20 protein-coding genes and 1 riboswitch are annotated in these 20699 nt (G+C 35.5%); of the genes, 12 read left to right on the plus strand and 8 right to left on the minus strand.

What is annotated here, in order from left to right; genetic code table 11:
- Positions 1-13: 13 nt before the first annotated feature.
- Both ACEN25_RS07195 and ACEN25_RS07200 read right to left on the minus strand, forming a co-directional pair.
- Positions 14-1750, minus strand: a complete 1737-nt coding sequence (locus ACEN25_RS07195) for an ABC transporter ATP-binding protein (protein ID WP_441802333.1) — start codon at positions 1748-1750, stop codon at positions 14-16.
- Between the two features lie 243 nt (positions 1751-1993).
- Entirely contained in the window at positions 1994-2506 is a 513-nt protein-coding gene (locus tag ACEN25_RS07200) for a fasciclin domain-containing protein (protein ID WP_441802334.1), read from the minus strand.
- A gap of 120 nt (positions 2507-2626) precedes the next feature.
- Between ACEN25_RS07200 and ACEN25_RS07205 the strand changes: the two genes are divergently transcribed.
- The 5 genes from ACEN25_RS07205 (at position 2627) to ACEN25_RS07225 (ending at position 7353) form a co-directional block, all read left to right on the plus strand.
- A complete protein-coding gene (locus ACEN25_RS07205) occupies positions 2627-3184 on the plus strand; it encodes an RNA polymerase sigma factor (RefSeq protein ID WP_441802335.1) in 558 nt (185 codons plus the stop codon).
- Positions 3181-3960: an anti-sigma factor domain-containing protein gene (locus ACEN25_RS07210; protein ID WP_441802336.1), complete on the plus strand. Its 780-nt coding sequence runs from the start codon at positions 3181-3183 to the stop codon at positions 3958-3960. The genes ACEN25_RS07205 and ACEN25_RS07210 overlap by 4 nt, the downstream gene beginning before the upstream one ends.
- 140 nt (positions 3961-4100) lie before the next feature.
- Positions 4101-4325, plus strand: a complete 225-nt coding sequence (locus ACEN25_RS07215; protein WP_441802337.1) for a hypothetical protein — start codon at positions 4101-4103, stop codon at positions 4323-4325.
- 82 nt (positions 4326-4407) lie between these two features.
- The gene (locus ACEN25_RS07220; RefSeq protein ID WP_441802338.1) at positions 4408-6846 is read left to right on the plus strand and encodes a DUF4982 domain-containing protein; all 2439 of its coding nucleotides are present in this window, start codon (positions 4408-4410) and stop codon (positions 6844-6846) included.
- Positions 6847-6900: 54 nt separating this feature from the next.
- Complete coding sequence (locus tag ACEN25_RS07225; RefSeq protein ID WP_441802339.1) at positions 6901-7353, plus strand: Na(+)-translocating NADH-quinone reductase subunit F; 453 nt, start codon at positions 6901-6903, stop codon at positions 7351-7353.
- 33 nt (positions 7354-7386) lie between these two features.
- Here the strand turns inward: ACEN25_RS07225 and ACEN25_RS07230 are convergent, their stop codons facing one another.
- Together ACEN25_RS07230 and ACEN25_RS07235 are read right to left on the minus strand one after the other, a co-directional pair.
- Positions 7387-8955, minus strand: coding sequence for a solute:sodium symporter family transporter (locus ACEN25_RS07230; protein ID WP_028376266.1), 1569 nt, complete (start codon positions 8953-8955; stop codon positions 7387-7389).
- Positions 8956-8980: 25 nt separating this feature from the next.
- Entirely contained in the window at positions 8981-9847 is an 867-nt protein-coding gene (locus ACEN25_RS07235; RefSeq protein ID WP_441802340.1) for an inositol oxygenase family protein, read from the minus strand.
- Positions 9848-10208: 361 nt separating this feature from the next.
- Positions 10209-10300: riboswitch (TPP riboswitch) on the plus strand.
- Between the two features lie 50 nt (positions 10301-10350).
- Here ACEN25_RS07235 and thiM point away from each other — a divergent pair.
- The 5 genes from thiM to ACEN25_RS07260 all read left to right on the plus strand — a co-directional run bounded on the left by thiM (position 10351) and on the right by ACEN25_RS07260 (position 15823).
- Positions 10351-11145, plus strand: a complete 795-nt coding sequence (thiM, locus tag ACEN25_RS07240) for a hydroxyethylthiazole kinase (protein WP_441802341.1) — start codon at positions 10351-10353, stop codon at positions 11143-11145.
- A complete protein-coding gene (gene thiE / locus ACEN25_RS07245) occupies positions 11146-11805 on the plus strand; it encodes a thiamine phosphate synthase (RefSeq protein WP_441802342.1) in 660 nt (219 codons plus the stop codon).
- A 3-nt stretch (positions 11806-11808) separates the two neighbouring features.
- A complete protein-coding gene (gene thiD / locus ACEN25_RS07250; protein ID WP_441802343.1) occupies positions 11809-12642 on the plus strand; it encodes a bifunctional hydroxymethylpyrimidine kinase/phosphomethylpyrimidine kinase in 834 nt (277 codons plus the stop codon).
- The gene (gene tenA / locus ACEN25_RS07255; protein WP_441802344.1) at positions 12629-13282 is read left to right on the plus strand and encodes a thiaminase II; all 654 of its coding nucleotides are present in this window, start codon (positions 12629-12631) and stop codon (positions 13280-13282) included. The genes thiD and tenA overlap by 14 nt, the downstream gene beginning before the upstream one ends.
- Positions 13283-13768: 486 nt before the next feature.
- Positions 13769-15823 carry a hypothetical protein gene (locus ACEN25_RS07260; RefSeq protein ID WP_441802345.1) on the plus strand — a complete coding sequence of 685 codons (2055 nt, stop codon included), beginning with the start codon at positions 13769-13771 and terminating at the stop codon, positions 15821-15823.
- A gap of 57 nt (positions 15824-15880) precedes the next feature.
- Here the strand turns inward: ACEN25_RS07260 and ACEN25_RS07265 are convergent, their stop codons facing one another.
- Complete coding sequence (locus ACEN25_RS07265; protein WP_441802346.1) at positions 15881-16270, minus strand: DUF423 domain-containing protein; 390 nt, start codon at positions 16268-16270, stop codon at positions 15881-15883.
- Between the two features lie 83 nt (positions 16271-16353).
- On the opposite strand from ACEN25_RS07265, the gene ACEN25_RS07270 reads away from it, so the two are divergent.
- Positions 16354-16866 (plus strand): adenine phosphoribosyltransferase, encoded by a 513-nt coding sequence (locus tag ACEN25_RS07270; protein WP_441802347.1) that lies wholly within the window; start codon positions 16354-16356, stop codon positions 16864-16866.
- Here the strand turns inward: ACEN25_RS07270 and ACEN25_RS07275 are convergent.
- The 3 genes from ACEN25_RS07275 to ACEN25_RS07285 all read right to left on the minus strand — a co-directional run bounded on the left by ACEN25_RS07275 (position 16863) and on the right by ACEN25_RS07285 (position 19676).
- Positions 16863-17015 carry a hypothetical protein gene (locus tag ACEN25_RS07275; RefSeq protein ID WP_028376275.1) on the minus strand — a complete coding sequence of 51 codons (153 nt, stop codon included), beginning with the start codon at positions 17013-17015 and terminating at the stop codon, positions 16863-16865. The genes ACEN25_RS07270 and ACEN25_RS07275 overlap by 4 nt on opposite strands.
- Before the next feature lie 500 nt (positions 17016-17515).
- Entirely contained in the window at positions 17516-19315 is a 1800-nt protein-coding gene (locus ACEN25_RS07280; protein WP_441802348.1) for a M56 family metallopeptidase, read from the minus strand.
- A gap of 1 nt (position 19316) precedes the next feature.
- Positions 19317-19676 carry a BlaI/MecI/CopY family transcriptional regulator gene (locus ACEN25_RS07285; protein ID WP_028376277.1) on the minus strand — a complete coding sequence of 120 codons (360 nt, stop codon included), beginning with the start codon at positions 19674-19676 and terminating at the stop codon, positions 19317-19319.
- A 236-nt stretch (positions 19677-19912) separates the two neighbouring features.
- Here ACEN25_RS07285 and cdaA point away from each other — a divergent pair, with 236 nt between their 5' ends.
- On the plus strand, positions 19913-20695 hold the full coding sequence (gene cdaA / locus ACEN25_RS07290; RefSeq protein WP_441802349.1) for a diadenylate cyclase CdaA: 783 nt from the start codon (positions 19913-19915) through the stop codon (positions 20693-20695).
- Positions 20696-20699 lie beyond the last annotated feature (4 nt).

The raw sequence follows: 20699 nt of genomic DNA on the forward strand, positions 1-20699 counted from the left end.
TTTAGAGAAAACTTTAGATACGTGCCTGATAGGTAAATAAGTTATAGTATCTCCCCAGATTAGCAATAAGTTCATCGTGTGTTCCGCGCTCTGCAATCTGACCGTTTTCTATAACTAAAATTTGGTCTGCTTTTCTAATAGTACTTAAGCGGTGTGCTATAACAAAGGTTGTTCTTCCCTGAGTTAAGGTAGCCAGACTTTTTTGAATTAGTGCCTCACTTTCGGTGTCGAGATTAGAAGTTGCTTCGTCTAAAATTAAAATTTTTGGATTTGCTAAAACGGCTCTCGCGATTGCGATTCGTTGACGTTGACCACCAGACAATTTTACACCACGCTCACCAATTAAAGTATCTAAACCGTCCTCAAACCTATCTGTAAATTCATTTACGTATGCCGCATTAACCGCCGCTTGCAATTCATCTTCAGTAGCGTTAGGCCTCGGAAACAAAATATTCTGTCGTATACTGCCTTCAAATAGAAATTCATCTTGTAAAACAACACCAAGATGTTTCCTAAAGCTATTTAAATTCACTTTTGAAATATCCTGCCCATCAACGGTTATTGTACCAGACTGCGGATTTAAAAATGTCGCTGCTAGGCCTGCGATGGTACTTTTCCCAGAACCTGAACTCCCAACTAAAGCTACCACTTCACCCGATTTTGCTTCAAAATTAATCCCGGTCAACACCTCTTTATTTTCCTCGTAAGCAAAAGATACATTCTCAAAAACAATATGTCCTTTAAAGTTTTGAAGATGTTGAGTGCGGTATTCCTCGTCAGATTCTGGTGTCATATTCATCAGTTCTTCAGTACGATCAAGACCTGCTAAAGCTTCTGTTAATTGACTTCCTATATTACTCATTTGAACAATGGGCGCTATCATTAATCCTAACAAAAACGTAAAAGTCAGGAAATCACCTATAGTTAGTTCGCCCATCATAATTTTATAACCTCCTATTCCCATTATTCCGGTGGTAGCCAATCCTAACAAAAAAGTTGAAGAGCTGGTCATTAACGCAGTCGCCGTTAAACTCTTTTTTACATTTTGAAAAAGTCGCTCTACACCTTCTTCAAATATTTTATTCTCCTGTTCTTCAGCATTAAAACCTTTAATTACGCGTACACCCCCTAAGGTTTCGGTAAGCCTCCCGGTGACTTCGGCATTTATAACCCCTCTATTTCTAAAAATAGGTCGAATGATCTTAAATGCTTTTAGTGCAATCAAGGCAAACACAGCAAGTGGAATAAGCGTAAACAAAGTCATCGTCCAGCTTATGCGTAACAGCAAAACGAGTGATACCACAGCTGTGATACTACCTCCTACCAGTTGTACTAATCCTGTTCCTATTAAGTTACGTACGCCCTCTACATCACTCATAATACGGGAGACCAGCGCTCCCGATTTTGTATTATCAAAAAACCGAATGGGTAAAGACAATACCTTTTTTTGAACCTGAGCTCTCAACTCTGAGATCATATATTGAGCCTGTACGCTCAAAATCTTTGTTAACAAAAACGACGTTGCTGCTTGAATCAAAATAGCGAGTCCTACAGCTGCGACTAAAAGTTTGAGTAGTTCTACATTCTTATTAGGTATAATATCATCCATTAAATATTTAAGAGACAGGGGAGCTACAAAGCTTGCTGCCTTGCTAATTACAATTAAAATTAACCCTATAAACACCAGCTTTCTTCTGGGCCAAATAATGGTTTTAAAAGCACTGAGAATACTTACTTTTTTTTCTGACATTAAAAAATAGTTTAAAAAATTAAATCAATTTAAATACCAATTGTAATTAGAATTTAAGTCACAAAAACAATCCAAAGAATTTCATCTAGTAACCGCTATAAGCAACCAAGCTTATTATTAGGGCTTAGTCGGAAAATTTTCAGAAAATATCTAGATGAATAAGTTATTTGGACAGAAGTAAAAAATAAAGGGAAACCTTTAAAAAAGATTTCCCTTCACAATCATAGCAATTGATTTCCCTAATTATTCTGGCATTACAACAGTGTCAATTACGTGAATTACGCCATTACTACCCATAACATCAGTAGCAATGATCTCACTGTAATTTCCTTTTTGATCTTTTATCCAGATCTTACCATCTTTTTGCATTACAGTAATGCTCTGTCCATTTAAAGTTTCTAATGTAACGCTACCGTTTCCTTCCTTTAAAGCAGCAACTACATCTGCAGCAGCAAGCTTACCAGAAATTACGTGATACGTTAGTATGCCGGCTAGAGCATCTTTGTTTTCGGGCTTTAGCAACATTCCTAAAGTTTCTGAATCTACTTTACCAAATGCAGCATTGTTAGGTGCAAATACTGTAAAAGGACCATCACCTTGCAATGCAGAAACTAAATCTGCCGCTTTAAGTGCTGTTACCAACGTGGAGAAATCTTCGTTGTCTACAGCGACATCAACAATTGTTTTTTGCGCAGATACAAACTGACTTGCAGTTAACGTAAATACAGCAGTTAAAATAAATACTAGCTTTTTCATAAAAATTTGATTTTTTGGTTAAACGTTTGCGCTGTGTATTGAAGCGCATTCATTTATATTTACACGAGATAATTTACGCTAGATGAGCATAAGCTCTTTTTTGGTAAATCTTTAACATTCATGCAGAACGACAAATTTCTTATTGAAAGACTTAAGAATAAAGAAGAGTCAGCATTAGCGAGTCTTTATGACAAATATGCTCCTGCATTGTATGGTGTAATCCTTAGGGTTTGTAAAGATGAACAGGAATCTCAAAACATTCTACAAGACACGTTCTTAACGATATGGGAGAAATCTCATCAATACGATTCTAAAAAAGGGAAATTTTACACCTGGTCCTATCGTATTGCAAAAAATAAAGCGCTAAACTTTTTAAGGTCAGAAAATAAACTCATCCAGACAGATGATTTTAGCGTATATAATTTAGAAGAAGAACCTTTAACTCAAGAACAGGACTACTTAAAACTTAAAGGAAGCCTTAAACAATTAGAAACACATCACCAGAAAGCTTTAGAGTTAGTCTATTTTAAAGGGTTAACACATAACGAAGCTCATAAAGAAATGAATGTTCCATTAGGAACATTTAAATCATACATAAAACAAGCTTTAAAAAAATTGCAGACCACCTATAGTAAAGCTTTGGTATGGTTAATGATTTTAATTGAAATGATACAATGATGGATAAGTCATACATATTAGAACATAACATCTTAGAGCAATATCTATTAGGTGAGCTGAGTCGTGCCGATGAACAAAAGATTGAAGAATTAATACTGAAAGATGCCGATTTAAAAGAACAATTAAACTCGCTGGAATCTAATTTTGAGTTAATGGCTTTAGAAAATGCAATTACTCCTCCAGAAAAAGTAAAAGATTCTTTAATGAAGGTTGTTAGGGGCTCAAACCTTAAAGGGAATTCTGTCGCGAAAAAAAACTCGTTCAAGGCATATCTAGGTATAGCGGCTACACTTGCTGCGCTATTTATGATTACTAGTCTTTACATTTTAAAACAATTAAGTGACACTCGCAATCAATTAAAGCTAGTAGATACTGAAAATTCAGTCTTGATTGAAAACATAGAAAATCTTAATACTAGTGCAGAACACACATCAAAACTGTTAGCGCTCTTAAAATCTCCTGAAACTGAACAATACATTCTCAAGGGAAATGAGCTAGCTCCCGGTGCAAAGATTGTTAGTTATGTGAATCACAAGGAAAAATCAATCATCGTAAATGCTAAAGATTTACCTAAGTTAGACAAAAATCACGATTACCAGATGTGGGCAGATGTAGAAGGTGTGATGATAGATATGGGTGTTATTACTAAAGAAAGTGATTTGCTGGCGATGAATTATATAGATAAAGCAGCATCTTTAAACATAACTATAGAACCGGCAGGAGGTAATGATCATCCTACTGTTTCCCGTCTGGTATCTAATGTTTACCTCAAATAAATCTAAGATTAATCTCGAGGATTTCAATCTTTAAATAAATTTTAGATCCTCAAATTGCAGCGTGAAAAGGGCCAATTTTAGAAAGTTTACTTGCCTTTTTACGACCTATAAAATACAATAAATTAATTTAAAACTTAAGGATGCAATTAATTCTTCCAGATTTAAAGGAGTACGCTGTTTTAGATGAACGCGTAAAATCACTATTGATTCCTTCAGAAATTATAATTAATACTACAATCAATAAACCGCAACTTGAAGACGGTGAGCATTTTATTGAAGGGCAAAAAGAAATTAGTATTTATCTAGACAAGCTCGAGTCTTTTACAAAACAATGGTATGCGTGCCGTTGTGATATGTTTCCCTAAAAAAATAAGTCTTCCCTATCAAAAAACCATAAAGCGTACCATTTACATTTAATACCGTATTTTTATATCGGTATTAAAATTTATGCGTTCAATTATGGTTCTTAGATCTATTCTCTTTTTTTTACTTTCCACGTTAACCTTATTTGGTCAAACTCGTACGGTTACTGAATTACATAGGGGTTGGCGTTTTCAAAAAGGAAATTTTAAAGATGCTGCACTTCCTTCTTTTGATGATTCTAATTGGGAAGAGGTAACAGTACCTCACGACTGGGCTATTTATGGCCCGTTTGACAAGGAGATCGATAAACAAACCGTTGCCATAACTCAAAATGGTGAACAAACCGCCACCGAAAAAACAGGACGTACCGGCTCTTTACCTTTTACAGGAACCGGCTGGTATCGTACAAATTTTGAAGTGCCAGAATATTCAGAAGATAAAAAAGTGCTTTTATTATTTGAAGGAGCAATGAGCGAACCACAGGTTTACCTCAACGGAAAAAAAATTGGTGAATGGGCTTATGGATATTCTTATTTCTATTTTGATATCACGGCATTTTTAAAAAATGGTAAAAACACACTTGCCGTAGAATTAAGTAATAAAGAATTCTCCTCACGCTGGTATCCCGGTGCTGGTTTGTATCGTAACGTAAGCCTTATAGTTAAAGACAAACAAAGTATAGATCAATGGGGAACCTTTATCACTACTCCTATTGCTACGCAAGAAGAAGCAAAAATTAATATTAAAACTATGGTTAGCGGAAATAATTTAAAACTGATCACCACAGTTTTTGATAAAGCCGGTAATCAAATTACTCAAGATTCTACAGCAGTAGCGTATAACAATCAGTTTGATCAAAATCTAAAGGTTGAAAAACCCAATTTATGGAGTCCTGAAAATCCGTATTTGTACACAGCAGTTTCAAGACTTTATTCGGGTAACGAATTAAAAGATGAAGTGACGACAAAATTTGGTATTCGTTCTATCTCCTATTCTGCAGAAACCGGCTTTCAACTTAATGGAGAAACCCGCAAATTTAAGGGAGTTTGTTTGCATCACGATTTAGGTCCGCTAGGCACCGCAGTAAATAAAGCTGCACTGCGCCGCCAAATGAAAATTTTAAAAGACTTAGGCTGTGACGCCATACGTAGTTCTCACAATATGCCTTCTTTTGAACAGTTAGAACTTGCCGACGAAATGGGTTTTATGTTTCTCGCAGAAAGTTTTGACGAGTGGAAAAAACCTAAAGTTGAAAATGGTTACAATCGTTTTTTTGATGAATATGCCGAAAAGGATGTGGTTAATTTAGTTCGTGCAACCCGAAATCATCCATCTATCGTTATGTGGAGTGCAGGTAATGAAGTGCCAGACCAGTACGGAAGCGCAGGTGTAAAACGAGCGCGATGGTTACAAGATCTTTTCCATAGAGAAGACCCTACACGCCCGGTAACTGTGGGTATGGATCAGGTTAAAAATACCATGGAGTCTGGGTTTGGTGCTATTCTCGATATTCCCGGACTTAATTACCGAGTGCATTTATATGAAGATGCTTATGATAAATTTCCTCAAGGTTTTATTTTAGGCTCAGAAACTGCCTCAACAGTAAGTTCGAGAGGCATCTATAAATTTCCGGTTGAAAAGGCAAGTATGAAACAATATCCGGATTTTCAGAGTTCGTCATATGATTTAGAATATTGCAGCTGGTCTAATCTCCCTGAAGATGATTTTATTTTACAAGATGATAAACCCTGGGTTATTGGAGAGTTTGTTTGGACGGGTTTTGACTATCTGGGAGAGCCTACTCCTTATGACAAGAGCTGGCCATCACGCAGTTCGTACTTTGGGATGATTGATTTAGCAGGAATTCCCAAAGATCGTTATTATCTATACCGCAGCCGCTGGAACACTCAGCAGGAAACACTACACCTACTTCCACACTGGAACTGGGAAGGCCGTGAGGGTGAGAAAACTCCGGTTTTTGTGTATACCAGTTACGACAGCGCAGAACTTTTTATAAATGGTAAAAGTCAGGGAATACAAACTAAAAATGATGCAACTCCACAAACTCGGTATCGATTAATGTGGAATGATGTGATTTATGAACCCGGTACCCTTAAAGTTGTGGCATTAGATGCTAAAGGAAACCCAGTTGCTGAAAAAGAAGTGAAAACTGCCGGTAAACCTTATGCATTAAAACTTAATGCAGATCGCACCACTTTAAATGCAGATGGTAAAGATTTATCATTTGTAACCGTTTCTGTAGTAGATAAAGTAGGGAACCCTTGCCCTACTGCCACAAATCAGTTAAAATTTAAAGTTACAGGAAATGGAAGTTATCGTGCTGCCTGTAATGGTGATGCGACTTCGCTTGAATTATTTCACGAGCCTACAATGCAATTATTTAGCGGTAAACTTGTAGTCTTAGTGCAAAGTGATACTAAACCCGGAACTATTAAACTTAAAGTCAGTGGGACTAATTTAAAAACGGCTATACTAGATTTAAATAGTGCATCAATAAATTAAGGCATCACCTATCTCCCTTTTTTGTAACTTTATAAAAAAGAAAAACGATAAGCTATGAAAACTTCATCTCGTCTGGAACAAGCTATTAGTAAGCTTTATACCGCTTTTCACAGTGGTAATCTCAACCCAGAATGTTGTAAAAGTTGTGCGGTAGGCAATATTCTCGATAATACAGATACCTGGAAACATCTAACGGAAGGACACGGTTCTTTACAACTTACTTACGTAGGCAAAGTGAATGAAGCCTTTGGTCGCAGATTAAATGGCTACTCACCTTTAGAATTATTGAATATTGAAGCTGCCTTTTTAAAAGGTTGTGGGTATACACTTCCGCTTTCGCGAAAGCAAAACAAAACTATCGACCGCAACTCAAAAGAAGTCATGTTTAATGGAATGTGTGAGGCAGTCGCTGTTTTATGCAAACTTGATAATGTTGCAAATGTGATGGACTTTTCAAAACTCTTTGACTTTGAAGAAGACAAGCCGGTTTATCAACTTGCCTTTTAAGTCAATCTTTATAATTGATTTATAAAAATTCTATTAGGATAGCCATATATATATTCCTACGGTAAGCGCTACCAGTATAGACCCTGCCACGTTTACATATTTCCAGGGTTCACTTGGGTTAGGATACAATTCCTGAACATAATTGCCTTTAAAGGTAACTTTAGACACCAGAAACATAATCAGGAAATTTAAAACAAACTCAATACCCCAAAGATGCACAAAGTGGATGTCTAATTTTAGAATAAACGTTGTTAAAATATAGAACGAAAAGCCAAAAAGTAGTCCCGCTTTTGCCCCTTTTGCATTTATTTGTTTGAAGAAAATACCAGCTATAATTACTGAAGAAATCGGGATAAAGAAAATACCATTGAGTTCTTGTAATAATAAATACAATCCATCGGGTGCGTATGCAACCATAGGAGCAACAGCAATAGCTAAAACTGCTAAAACTAATGAAGATAACTTACCAAAGCGCACCAGCTTTTTATCAGATACGGTTGGGTTAATAAGCTTCTTATAAATATCAAGACAAAATATGGTACTCGCAGAGTTGAGTACACTATTAAAGGTACTTAATACTGCTCCCAGAATTACCGCGGCAAAGAAGCCAAATAAGTAGGTAGGCAATACTTTTTTTACGAGCAATGGATAAATTAAATCTGGTGTTGCTTGAAATTCATCTTGAAAATAATAATACGCTATAAGTCCCGGCAATACGATAATTATGGGAACAAAAAGCTTCAAAACACCAGTATAAATAAGTCCTTTTTGCGCTTCAGCAAGATTCTTTGCGCCAAATGCACGCTGAATAATAGCTTGATTCATCCCCCAGAAATACACCTGATTAATCATTAAACCGGTAAATAAAGTTGAAAAAGGAAGGTTAGAATCTTCAGCACCTATGATGTCAAACTTTTCGGGAGCAAAATCATAAACGGTTTGCATTCCGCCAAAAATACTTCCGTCACCAATTTGATATAACGCAAATAGCGGAATCAAAATTCCTCCTGCCATAAGCCCTACTCCATTTAAAGTATCGGAATAGGCAACAGCTTTCAGTCCGCCAAAAATCGCATACAAAGAACCAATTACTCCTATCACCAGGACGGTATAGACAAGTGCTGTAGATCTAGAAATATCAAACATTTCAGAAAAACTAAAAACACTTTCGATATTTATCGCACCTGTATACAATACAATTGGCAACAGTGTTACCACAAAGGAGAGCATTAATAAAAATGCAACTACAGATCGCGTGGTACTGTCAAAACGTTTCTCGAGATATTCTGGAATTGTGGTGAGCCCCATTCGTATAAATCGGGGTATAAAAAATAAGGCTGCAATAACAAGCGCAATCGCCGAGGTAACTTCCCAGGCGATTACGATAATACCATTTTGATATGAACTCCCGTTCATACCTATAAGATGTTCTGTAGATATATTTGTAAGAATCATTGATCCCGCAATCACAGTTCCGGTAAGAGTTCTGCCGGCTAAAAAATAACCATTTGCGGTTGTAAACTGATCTTTACGAAGTTTCCATGTCGTATAAAAAATTACAAATAAGGTGAATCCAAAAAAACCTATATAGGTAGCTGTCATAATTTAAAAAGTCTTCTGTGCCCTATTAAAACTTTAAGGTTTCTGGTAAGTATTTTTTTACCAATTCTTCGTAATACGGTCTCAACTTTTTAGAATCTGGCGGCACCGGTGCTTTTGAATATAAATCGTAGGGATTAAATTTCTTAACCCACTCAAACATCTCGTGATCCTTTTGAGTCATTAAATGTGCATATGCATTTTCCCTATGTTGTGAGTAAAACGAGTGATACCGTATCATATACAAAGCAGGTTCGGGCAGATAGTCTTTAAGAATCTGATACAGATATTCATCGTGTCCCCAACTCATTTTAACCGTATCTAGACCACAATTTTCTTCATAAACACCTAGTTTAGTATTATACTTTTCATTGTAAGTATCAGGATTGTCTTTAAAAAACTCCGGATAAACTATTTTGTCTGAAAAAGCACACCCTACCGGGAAAGTATCTCCTACTACTGCCCATTGTGGCTCTCCAAAAAGACATAATACTTTGCCAACATCGTGTAAAAATCCGGTAAGCACAAACCAGTCTGGGTGACCGTCTGCACGTATAGCTTCAGATGTTTGTAATAAATGCTGTAATTGATCTAAATCAATATCAGGATCACTATCGTCTACAAGCGTATTTAGGAAGTCAATGGCTTCCCAAATAGACATTTCTCTACGATCAAATTTTAAAAATTCATTTTCCTTTTGAGTAACAAAGTCATACGTCTGGAATTTATGATTTACGCGGTAAAATTCTTTAACAGTATCTACCCGATCTGAATCTATATAGTTTCTAAATTCTTCCTCACTTTTCTCTGAAGGTTCCGGATCTGGATATCTGTTTAATAAGTCATCTTCCCAATCGTCTAGATTATGCATAGGGCCGTTTGCTGTAGCATCCATAATATATATTTTTTAATTAAACTTTTTTTGTTGGCACATAGTTAAAGAGTTGACTAAAACGTCTTGAAACCTCTATAAATTTACTAAAATCAACAATTCGCAATCGATTTCGGATTTATTTAATCTAAAAATTTAAAATCCTAAATATTAGGTAATCGATATGCTTTACAAGAATAGATTTAATCTTTATTACGCATATGGATAAACTATGCAGTTATATGTACAACCTCGCCATATCCATTGCAAAAACTGTAGTTTTATAAGAGATCACATAAATATTATTGAGCATCTAGAGAATACCAGAATATTAATAGTTTGGTATTTACTGCTTCGGTAATCTGTCTTAAAACTGTTATCTTTGAATTGGCTTTAGGGGTATTCTATCTAGAATTGAGACAGTCCCTTTGAACCTGTTTGGTTAACACCAGCGTAGGGAAAAGTATCAGAATTTCTACTCCAGAAAGAGCAGTATCCTCTAGCCGTAAATTTAAAAAACATACGCAATGAACGAGAACCTCTGGCAACATATTTTAACCGTAAGAAATCAATCACCTCTAGTACAAAACATCACAAATTATGTAGTGATGAATAACACTGCAAATGCACTTCTCGCCATTGGCGCATCTCCTATTATGGCGCACGCACACCATGAGATGGCTTCTATGCAAAAAATATGCAACGCACTTGTAATTAATATAGGCACCTTAGATGAGTACTGGGTAGAATCTATGCTCATTGCAGCAACCGAGGCAAATCACAATAATAAACCCTGGATTTTAGATCCGGTGGGCGCAGGTGCTACGCCATATCGCGATGAGGTTTTAAATAGACTTTTAGAACTTAAACCTGCTGCAATACGTGGCAATGCGTCAGAAATCCTGGCATTAGCAAAACACAATAAAACACAAACTAAAGGTGTTGATAGTACTGCGTCTAGTCTTGAAGCTATAGATGCTGCCAGATACTTAACTAAAGAATTTGGATGTCTTGTAGTAATCTCTGGCGAAACTGATGTTATTGTAAATGAAGGTCAAGAATTTAAATTAAATAACGGCAATGCATTAATGACAAAAATCACGGGTATGGGGTGCTCTGCAACCGCCATACTTGCTGCATTTATTGCCGTAATTACTAATAAAACTGAAGCTGCAGTTGCAGCAACTGCCCTAATTAGTATTGCAGGGGAACTCGCTGCAAGAAACAGCGCAGGTCCAGGAAGTTTACAAATGAATATTCTGGACAAATTGTATAACATCACAGAAACCGAATTTTTACAGCATATTAAACTCTCTAATTAAATGAATATAAATTCATTTCCGTACCGCTTATATTTAGTCATATCTGAGGAAGCATGTGCTGGCAAAGACTTTCTAAAATTAGCAGAAGAGGCTGTTAAAGGTGGTGTAGACCTTATACAACTACGCGAAAAAAACACTACACATAACTGTTTTTTAGACAAAGCTATTCGGTTAAAAGAAGTGCTTTCTAAATATGATGTTCCGTTAATAATTAATGACAATCTAAGCGTTGCTCAGGAAGCAAAAGCTTACGGAATACACGTAGGTAATAATGATATTAACCCTACAGCAATTAGAAAAGACTGGGAAACCTGTAATTTATTGGGCTACTCTATTGAGTATCTAGAACAGCTATATAACGAGCAAACCTATACATCAGATTATCTGGGAATAAGTCCGGTGTTTAAAACTCCCACAAAAACCGATACCGTCACTGCCTGGGGAATAGAAGGATTACAGCTAATTAGAAATGCTACCGAAAAACCTCTGGTTGCAATAGGCAGTATAAAAGCATCAAATACAAGAGAGATAATTGAAGCTGGTGCAGATTGTGTGGCTGTTGTTTCGGCAATATGTGGTGCAGATAATCCTCAAAAAGCAGCTTCTTTAATACGTAATGAAATTGAAAAAGCTTCAAAATATAAACACAACTTAAGCTAGCTCATGAAAAATTATACATATCCTTCTGTCTTGAGTATTGCAGGTTTTGACGGCAGTGGTGGCGCTGGATTACAAGCAGATCTAAAAACCATTTCTGCTCTGGGGTGTTATGCTACTACGGTATTAACAGCACTACCCGTTCAAAACACAACCGGAGTCAAGTCAATTTTCTCAATTCCTGTATCTGTAGTTGATGAGCAATTAGCTTCTATTTTTGATGATATATTACCTTCCGCAGTAAAAATAGGAATGGTACATACCCCGCAACTGGTGGAAACTATTGCAAGATACCTCAACCAGCATCCTAGTACACCTGTTGTTTTTGACCCCGTTATGGTAGCTACCAGTGGTCATAAATTGATTGAAGAAGCAACAAAAAAAAGTCTTGTCACTCATTTGTTTCCAGTCGCTTCAATCATTACACCTAATATGGATGAGGCTGCGTTGTTAGCCAAAATGGACGTAAAAAATCTCGACGACATGTATGTTGCTGGTCAAAAAATTTTACAACTAGGATGCAAATCGGTTTTATTAAAAGGTGGACATTTAAAAGAAAGCACCCTTACTTCGCTCTATTTCAAAGAAGACGGAAGCGTTTTAGAATATTCCTTTGAGCGTTATGAAACCCAAAATATGCACGGATCTGGTTGTACGCTTTCTTCGGCGATTGCTTCGTATATCGCACAAGGCGAAACCTTAGAGCGTGCAGTACAATTAGGACAGAACTATGTGCATAAAGCAATCTATCACGCAAAAGATGTGGTGATAGGTAACGGTAACGGACCATTAAATCACTTTTTTGATCCTCAAAAACTTATAAAAAATGAAATGGAGTAATATTAGCTGGGAACGAATTCGACCTATATACGACACGATAATTAAAATGCCATTCATCAATCAATTAGCAGATGGATCGCTACCTCTTGAGCAGTTTCAATTTTATATTCAGCAAGATTCAATTTATTTAGAAAATTTTGGGAGAGCACTGGCATTAATCGCAGCACGTTGTCACGACGTGCAGGATATTCTTGCTTATACTCGCTTTGCTGAAGGAGCTATTATTGTTGAAAATGCCTTACACGAATCCTTTTTTAATGATTTTAAAATCACCAAGTCACAGCAAATAAGTCCTGCCTGCCATCACTATATTCACTTTTTAAAAAGTACAGCCGCACTAGATCAGGTTGAAGTTGCAATGGCAGCGGTATTACCGTGCTTTTGGATTTATAAAGAAGTAGGTGATTTTATTTATGCTAATCAAACCTCAAAAAATAATCCTTATCAAAAATGGATTGATACTTATGCCGGCGAAGAATTTGGATTGCTTGTAGATCAAGCAATTGCCATATGCGATAGAGTAGCACAAAACTGTAGTCAAAGTCAACTTGAAAAAATGCACAATGCCTTTTACACGGGTTGTCAACTTGAATTTATGTTTTGGGATAGTGCTTCTAAACTGAATAGCTGGGAGGTCTAATTGTTAAAATTCAATCAAATAAAATAAATTTTGTCACGCAGGCATAAACCTATCGTCATTAAGATAAGTAAGTAAGATTGACAAAATGTTTTCTTTATATTTATTTGGATTAGCCGCCTTTAATATCGAAATCAATAAGCGTTAATTATATATTTCAAAATCCCTTAGATTATTCTAAGGGATTTTTTTTTGCTCATAGACGTAGTCAAATTAACCGAATCAAAAATTAATGAGATAGGTTTACATTTCTCAAACTACTACAAAACGAGTTTAAGTCTAAGCCGTGAACTTTTAGATTTTCAAATCTGCCAATTGGATAAAAGAAACTTTTCTAAATAGATATAAAGTATTCAAAATGTGTAAATCCCGCTTCTGGTTTTTAACAAATATTTAATAAACATTGCTAAAACCCTAACTATCAATACTCCGTACATATTGAGTATCCTAACGGATGTAACTCTTAATTAATCCAAAATACTCAATATTATGAAACACATTTTTACCAAAATTAGTATGCTTTCACTGGCTCTTTTGAGTCTAAGTAGTTGCGACAATGATGACTATTCTGAAGATCCTATTGCAATTGCAACTTGTGATGACGGGATAATGAATGGTACAGAAACAGGTATCGATTGTGGTGGCTCTTGTGCGCCTTGTGCTGTTCCTGTTACTCCGGGAAGACGTTCTGAGCTTTATGTTACAAACACAAACGCTTCAAATCCTTCAATTTTCAAATACAGTATTTCTGGAGATTCACTAGTAACTTTTACTACAAATTCTACAGTAACCGAAGGGATTTATTACAATGCTGCTTCAGATTTGTTAGTACAAGCCGCTGCAATGCCATCTGGTGTATTGCAAGCGTTCTCCGGTACAAGTGCCCTTGACACCTCAACTCTAACGGCAGACTTTACGAGCTCTGCAGATTTAACTAGCCCAAGAGAGATTGCTGTAATAGGCGATACTTATGTGGTTTCAGACAATTCTGACAATACCTTTTATGTATATACATTAAATGGTTCTAGTTTTAGTCTCACTGCAACTGTAGATATTCAATTTCCTGTTTGGGGAATTGCATTTAGAGGAAATGATTTGTACGCAGTAGTAGATGGTCCTGGCTCTAATGAACTTGCCGTATTTGCAGATTTTGCTGCTAATGCATCAACGGGCACTTTAAATCCTACTAAGCGAGTAACGATTGAAGGTATCGTGAGAACACACGGTTTGACATACGATGGCAATGATGATGTTATGATAATGACAGATATAGGTAGTGCTGCTGATGCAAATAATGATGGTGGTTTTCACATGATTTCTAATTTTTCAACAAAATTTGATGCTTTATCAGATGGTGAAGTTTTACCATTAAGTATGCAAGTACGTGTTGCAGGATCAAACACGATGATGGGAAATCCTATTGATGTTGCTTACGACTCTGAAACTGATGCAGTTTACATTTCTGAAGTAGGAAACGGTAAAGTATTAGGGTTTACGAGTATCGGAACTGGTGGTAACTTAACACCTTCGTTTTCTAAAGATCTTGCAGGAGCTTCTTCAATATACTTCTCGAGCGACGAGACAGATGGTAAAACCGGAATGGCTTCTATGAATAAAATGACACAATTATATACTACTAGTACTGCTAATGGTGATATAACAATTTATGATGGTTCTGGTGCTACGTTAAAAACTGTTACCTCTGGTGCTACAGGTTCTGAAGGTATTTTCTACTCTGCACTTACAGATGTTTTAATTCAGGGAGCTCGCACACCTGCAGCGCAACTAGAATACTATAGCGCATTCTCTGGCGCAGCGATGACTGCGACAGCAAGTTTTACAAGTACTGCTAACGCAAACTTAACAAGCCCAAGAGAGATCGCCGTTTATGGCAATAAAGTTGTAGTTGCTGATAACGCAAGTGGAATGTTATTTGTTTACTCGTATTCTGGTACTGCATTTACTCTTGTAAATTCATTTACTCCAGATTTTGTAGATCTAACAGGGGGAACATTAAGAAGCGTTTGGGGTATTACATTTAAAGGTAATGACCTTCTTGCTGTAATTGACGGACCTGGTTCTAACCAACTCGCAGTATTTGAAGACTTTTTAACGGCAAATACTACAGACGGTTCTATATCTGCTACTAAAACTATAGGTATAGCAGGAATCGTAAGAACACATGGTATTGATTATAGTGAAGCAGATGATGTACTTGTTATGACAAATATAGGTCTTGCTGCAGGTGGTGCGATTGACGGTGGAATTCACGTAGTACAAAACTTTAACGCATTACTTACTGCAACTGCCGATGGCGGTACCATTGCAACAAGTAATCAAAATATAATTACTGGAGCTGCAACATTAATGAATAACCCTATAGATGTTGCTTACGACCATAAGACTAAAACAGTATTTGTAGTAGATGTTGCGCAGGGCGCAGTTTATGCATTTGCAAATGCACTTACTCAAGGTGGTAATATCGCTCCTACAGTTAACAATACGCTAGCAGCTGCCGCTTCTATGTATTTATACAATAATTAAGCCCCTGACTTTATCTAATCTAAATTTAAAAGGCTCCTATTTGGGAGCCTTTTTTAATTAAAAATAACTTTGAAAAAAATGTACCATTAATAATAGCCACCCTACAGCAAGCAACAAACCTCCTAATGGAGTTATAGGTCCTAAAAATCGCATTTTAGTTCCTGCAGCACTATTAAGGCAAAGACCGTAAATGGAAAAAGAAAATAAAAATGTACCAAGGCTGAAACATATAATAATTACTGATTCTAAACGCGAATTAAAATTAAGATTGAAGCTTAAAACCAATAATAGAATGGCGTGATACATTTGATATTTTATTCCAGTCTCAAAACTTCTCATTTGATCTTCATTTAATTTTTTCTTGAGCGCATGAGCACCAAAAGCACCAAACACAATTGCTAAAAAACCAAAAAACGATCCAAAAAACTGACATACTAAAATTACCATAATTTATAATTGAATAGAATTTAAAGGTAAATTTTGAGAACTATTTAAACACAACTTTGAGCTGAAAATTATATCTTCAAAAAATGAATTTGAAAAATTATATTACAGACGTACTTAACTTCCCTAAAGAAGGGATAACTTTTAAAGATATTAGTCCCCTACTCGCTAATCCTGAAGCTACAAACAAAGCTGTAGAGCTACTTGCAAAGGGTTTATACGGTTTTGATGCTACAAAAATTGTAGGTATAGAAAGCAGAGGATTTTTATTAGGCATTCTTTTAGCCCAAAAATTAAAACTGGGTTTTGTGCCTATAAGAAAGCCGGGGAAATTACCGGGAGCAGTAATTAGCCAAAGCTATGCGCTTGAGTATGGTGTAGATTCTATCGAAATTCAGGAGAACAGTATTAGACCCGGAGATTTAGTTATTGTTCACGATGATGTTTTAGCAACTGGCGGGACCGCAGCAGCAGCTTGTAAACTAGTAGAAAAATGTGGAGGTACTGTAGTACAATGTAATTTTTTAATGGAACTAAATTTCCTGGAAGGAAGATCTAAAATTAGCAACTATCCACTTCATAGCATTGTACATTACTAGTCTAAGGAGTTTTTAGTAACCCATAATTTATATCCAAAAAGCGCCAATTGAAATTTGCTAGCCTTAGTAAGGTCTAACTCTTTTTTAGTAAAACTGGGCAAAACCCTTTTATTGATTTTTGCCAAAGTTTTAAATAGTTGCTTTTTCATAAACTTCAAATTTTAAACTTTAAAGATCTATTTCTTTCAAATTTAGATTATTAAACACAATTCTGAGCGCGCTTTCAGAAAGTGTTAAGACTTCATTTTTTAGCTGAATAGTGTCTCAATAATTGTAAGAATTAAAGTTACCATAACTGTGATTTTTTGATTGATAAATGATTTGTTCTACAAAGAATGCAAGTAAAAATCACATCTACAATTATTTCAAGCATTATTAATGCAATTGAATACAGTATTGTAAGTATAAAAATGAAATATGCTACATATTACAATACCTCGTTCTTACTTTCGATTACATACATTAATTAAACAGACAGCTAAGTATAAAATATGAAACAATTACAGGGTTCTATTTTAAGTAATTTTAATATTCTAGGGGTTTTTGAGGCTAATTTGACATAAAAATAACCTACTCATCATATTTAATAAAAAAGACCTGCAATTCAAAATAAGAAAAGCAGGTCTTAAAAGTTGATTTATTACAAATACTAATTGTTACCTTTTTTCAGTTTAATTATGATAACTCCTGTTTTCCCTTTCATTTGATCTTTATATTCTTTTGTCTGTTCTTCACCTTTAAGAACATTTATAGATTCTATAGTAGCAGGATCTATGCTATTTAAATTTTTATTCTCCACAACTTTACCATCTATTACGATTAGAGCTTTTGAGGATTCATTTTCAGCATTTTGATCTTTAACATATTTTGCATTTGAATGTTTCTCGCGCAACTCAATTTTAATAGGTTTTTCTTCTTCATCAATTTTCTGATTAATGGATTTACTTTGCTTCTCCATTTCTTCACGTTGCTGATCAAGTTCTAACCTTCGCGCGTCCATTTCTTCACGTCTTTTATCCATTTCCTCACGGCGCTTCTCCATTTCTGCTCTACGCTCATCCATTTGAGCACGACGAGCATCCATTTGTTCTTGCATAGCATCACTACCACTTACAACTGTATTTGTACCTGAACGTTGTGTGATACTATTTGAAGCAGAAACCACTCCAAAACTTCCATCTTCAGATCTATAAATAACAATATCTCCTATAGGGTTTGAGCTATTGTAAGACGAGCTTGATTTGCTACCAGATTCTTCATCTACCACATTTAAAGTTATAGATGTAATTAAGCCCTGGCTGTTGTATTTAAGCTTTGAATACTTTAGCAAAACCTTGTATTCAGATTTCAACTCTTTTACTAAAGCATCTAATTCTGCTTTTGTGGCAGATTTAGAAATCACCTTTTTAAATTCTTTTGAGTTGGTCATAGGTGATTCAGTATTTGGAGTTAATTCTATAACTGGATTTGTTTTCATTTCTGAAGTTTTACCAGTTTCTTTTTGAGAGGTTGCTACTGACACAGATTGTGCAGCTTGCTCCGCTGAAACAGTAGCATTTTCCGCCTCGCTTTCCGAAGTATAGCTTACAACTTCTTTTACATTGAAACTCCACATAAATGCTGCCATTACCGGTAAAACCAGAAGCATTTTCCACTTATTGATCCTTTTTGATTCTTGTTTGTTTAACATAACTATTCGCTTTTTAATAAATGATTGATAAAATGAATGTGTAAGGCTTGGTACTCTTTGCGGTAAAGCAACGCGTACCAATGCCATTTGATATTGTTTTTGATCTGCAACTTGACTGGCTGTAGCAAAGTCTGCGAGGTATTCTAAGTTTTGATCTACTGCCTTCTTATAAAGCCACGCAAAAGGATTAAACCAAAGCATCACCAATGTAACTTGCATCAGAAGCATATCTAAACTGTGACGCTGGCGCGCGTGGTTTTGCTCGTGAAGAATGATCATATCCAGTTCTGCCTGGTTATGACCCGTATGGTCTAAAACAATATAATTAAAAAATGAAAATGGAGTTTCTAAACCATCAATTTGAATATAATGAAATCCATTACGTGTTGTAGAAACTGACATTTTAATAAAAATCAAGATATTTATAACTTTTTTAAACAGTAAAAAAATCATTATTAAAACCCCTACTCCATATATTAAACCGGCAATTTGCCAGCCGTTAATATCTACCCAGGCAGTCGTTATTATATCATTTGAAACGCTATTCTGAACGGGAATATCAAAATCTATAAGCGGTTCTTTTTTATAAACTGTACGAGTCAAAGTCACTGCAGGAGCAAAAATTGCTGTGAGGATTCCTATGAATAAAAAATGTCTGTTTAGTTTAAAAAAGGTTTCTTTTTCTAATAACAGTTTATAGGCCACATAAAAAATAGCTAATATAGCGGCGCTTTTTAATAGGTAGGTTATAAGTAACATACTACTGTTTATTTTCAATTAGTTCGAGAATCTCACGCAATTCGTTTGCTGTAATCTTCTCTTCCTTAGCAAAAAAGGAAACCATATTTTTATACGAACTATCAAAAAATCGTCTGGTAGCTTCGTTCCAGAATTTATGACCGTAAGCTTCTTTAGTAATAATAGGAAAATATTGATGTGTTTTACCATATGCTTTATATCCCACATAACCTTTCTCTTCAAGATTTCTAACAATTGTAGATACGGTATTGTAATGTAAGTTTTCATCCTCGAGACCAGCCTGCACTTCTTTAACGAATGCTTTTTCTAGATTCCAAAGCACGTGCATAATCTCTTCTTCCTTATTTGTTAATTTTTCCATCTCTATAATTTTAGGGGTTTTGGCTTTCATTCTATTCTATTTCTGCTTTTGTAATTATAATTACATACTTAAACAACTAATTATAAGCAGCTGATCAAATGTAAAACTAAAAAATTAGGCAAACAACTATTTTTATAGTTTTAAAACTACATATATAGTTTTTTAGTCTCATTACTATAAAATCGTATTCTAGAAGCGTGAAATTTTTACCTATTTTTACAGAAACCTATTAGCCCTTGGACATTCTTGAAAATTTTAGAATACTCGATTTAGTCGATATTCTATTAGTTGCAACCCTACTCTACTACCTTTACAAACTTGTTAAAGGGACTGTTGCTATTAATATATTTCTAGGAATTTGTATTATCTGGGTCATCTGGAAAATTACCCAGTTATTACAAATGGAAATGCTAAGTACCATTCTAGGACAGTTTATAGGTGCCGGGATGTTTGCTTTAATTGTTGTCTTTCAACAAGAAATACGTAAGTTTCTTTTAATGATAGGCTCTACTAACATAGGTCGCAAAAGCGGATTTTTAAAGCACATTAAATTTTTGCAAGATGAAGCCAAAGATTCTTCAAACACTAAAGTTGAAGTAATCATTGAAGCCTGTGAGAAAATGGGAAGCGATAAAACGGGAGCGTTAATTGTGATTCAACGTACAACAAATCTAGATTTTGTAAAAAACACTGGGGATTCTATGAATCTGGAAGTAAACAAACCCATTTTACAAAGTATTTTTTTCAAAAACTCTACACTTCACGACGGAGCTGTAATTATCGAAGAAAATAGAATTACCGCCACCCGTGCTATTCTTCCTGTTTCTAATGAACGTAACATACCGCTACGTTTTGGTTTACGACACAGAGCAGCTGTAGGTATAACAGAAAAAACAGATGCAGTAGCCCTAGTAGTGAGTGAAGAAACAGGAGCAATAAGTTATTTAAAAGATGGGGAATTTGTTCTCTTTAAAACCACTCAGGAACTTATAGAAATACTACGGAAGGATCTTTCTTAGAAAG

Origin of the sequence: Leeuwenhoekiella sp. W20_SRS_FM14 (assembly GCF_052119605.1) — a bacterium.
In the GTDB taxonomy this organism is placed as follows: domain Bacteria; phylum Bacteroidota; class Bacteroidia; order Flavobacteriales; family Flavobacteriaceae; genus Leeuwenhoekiella.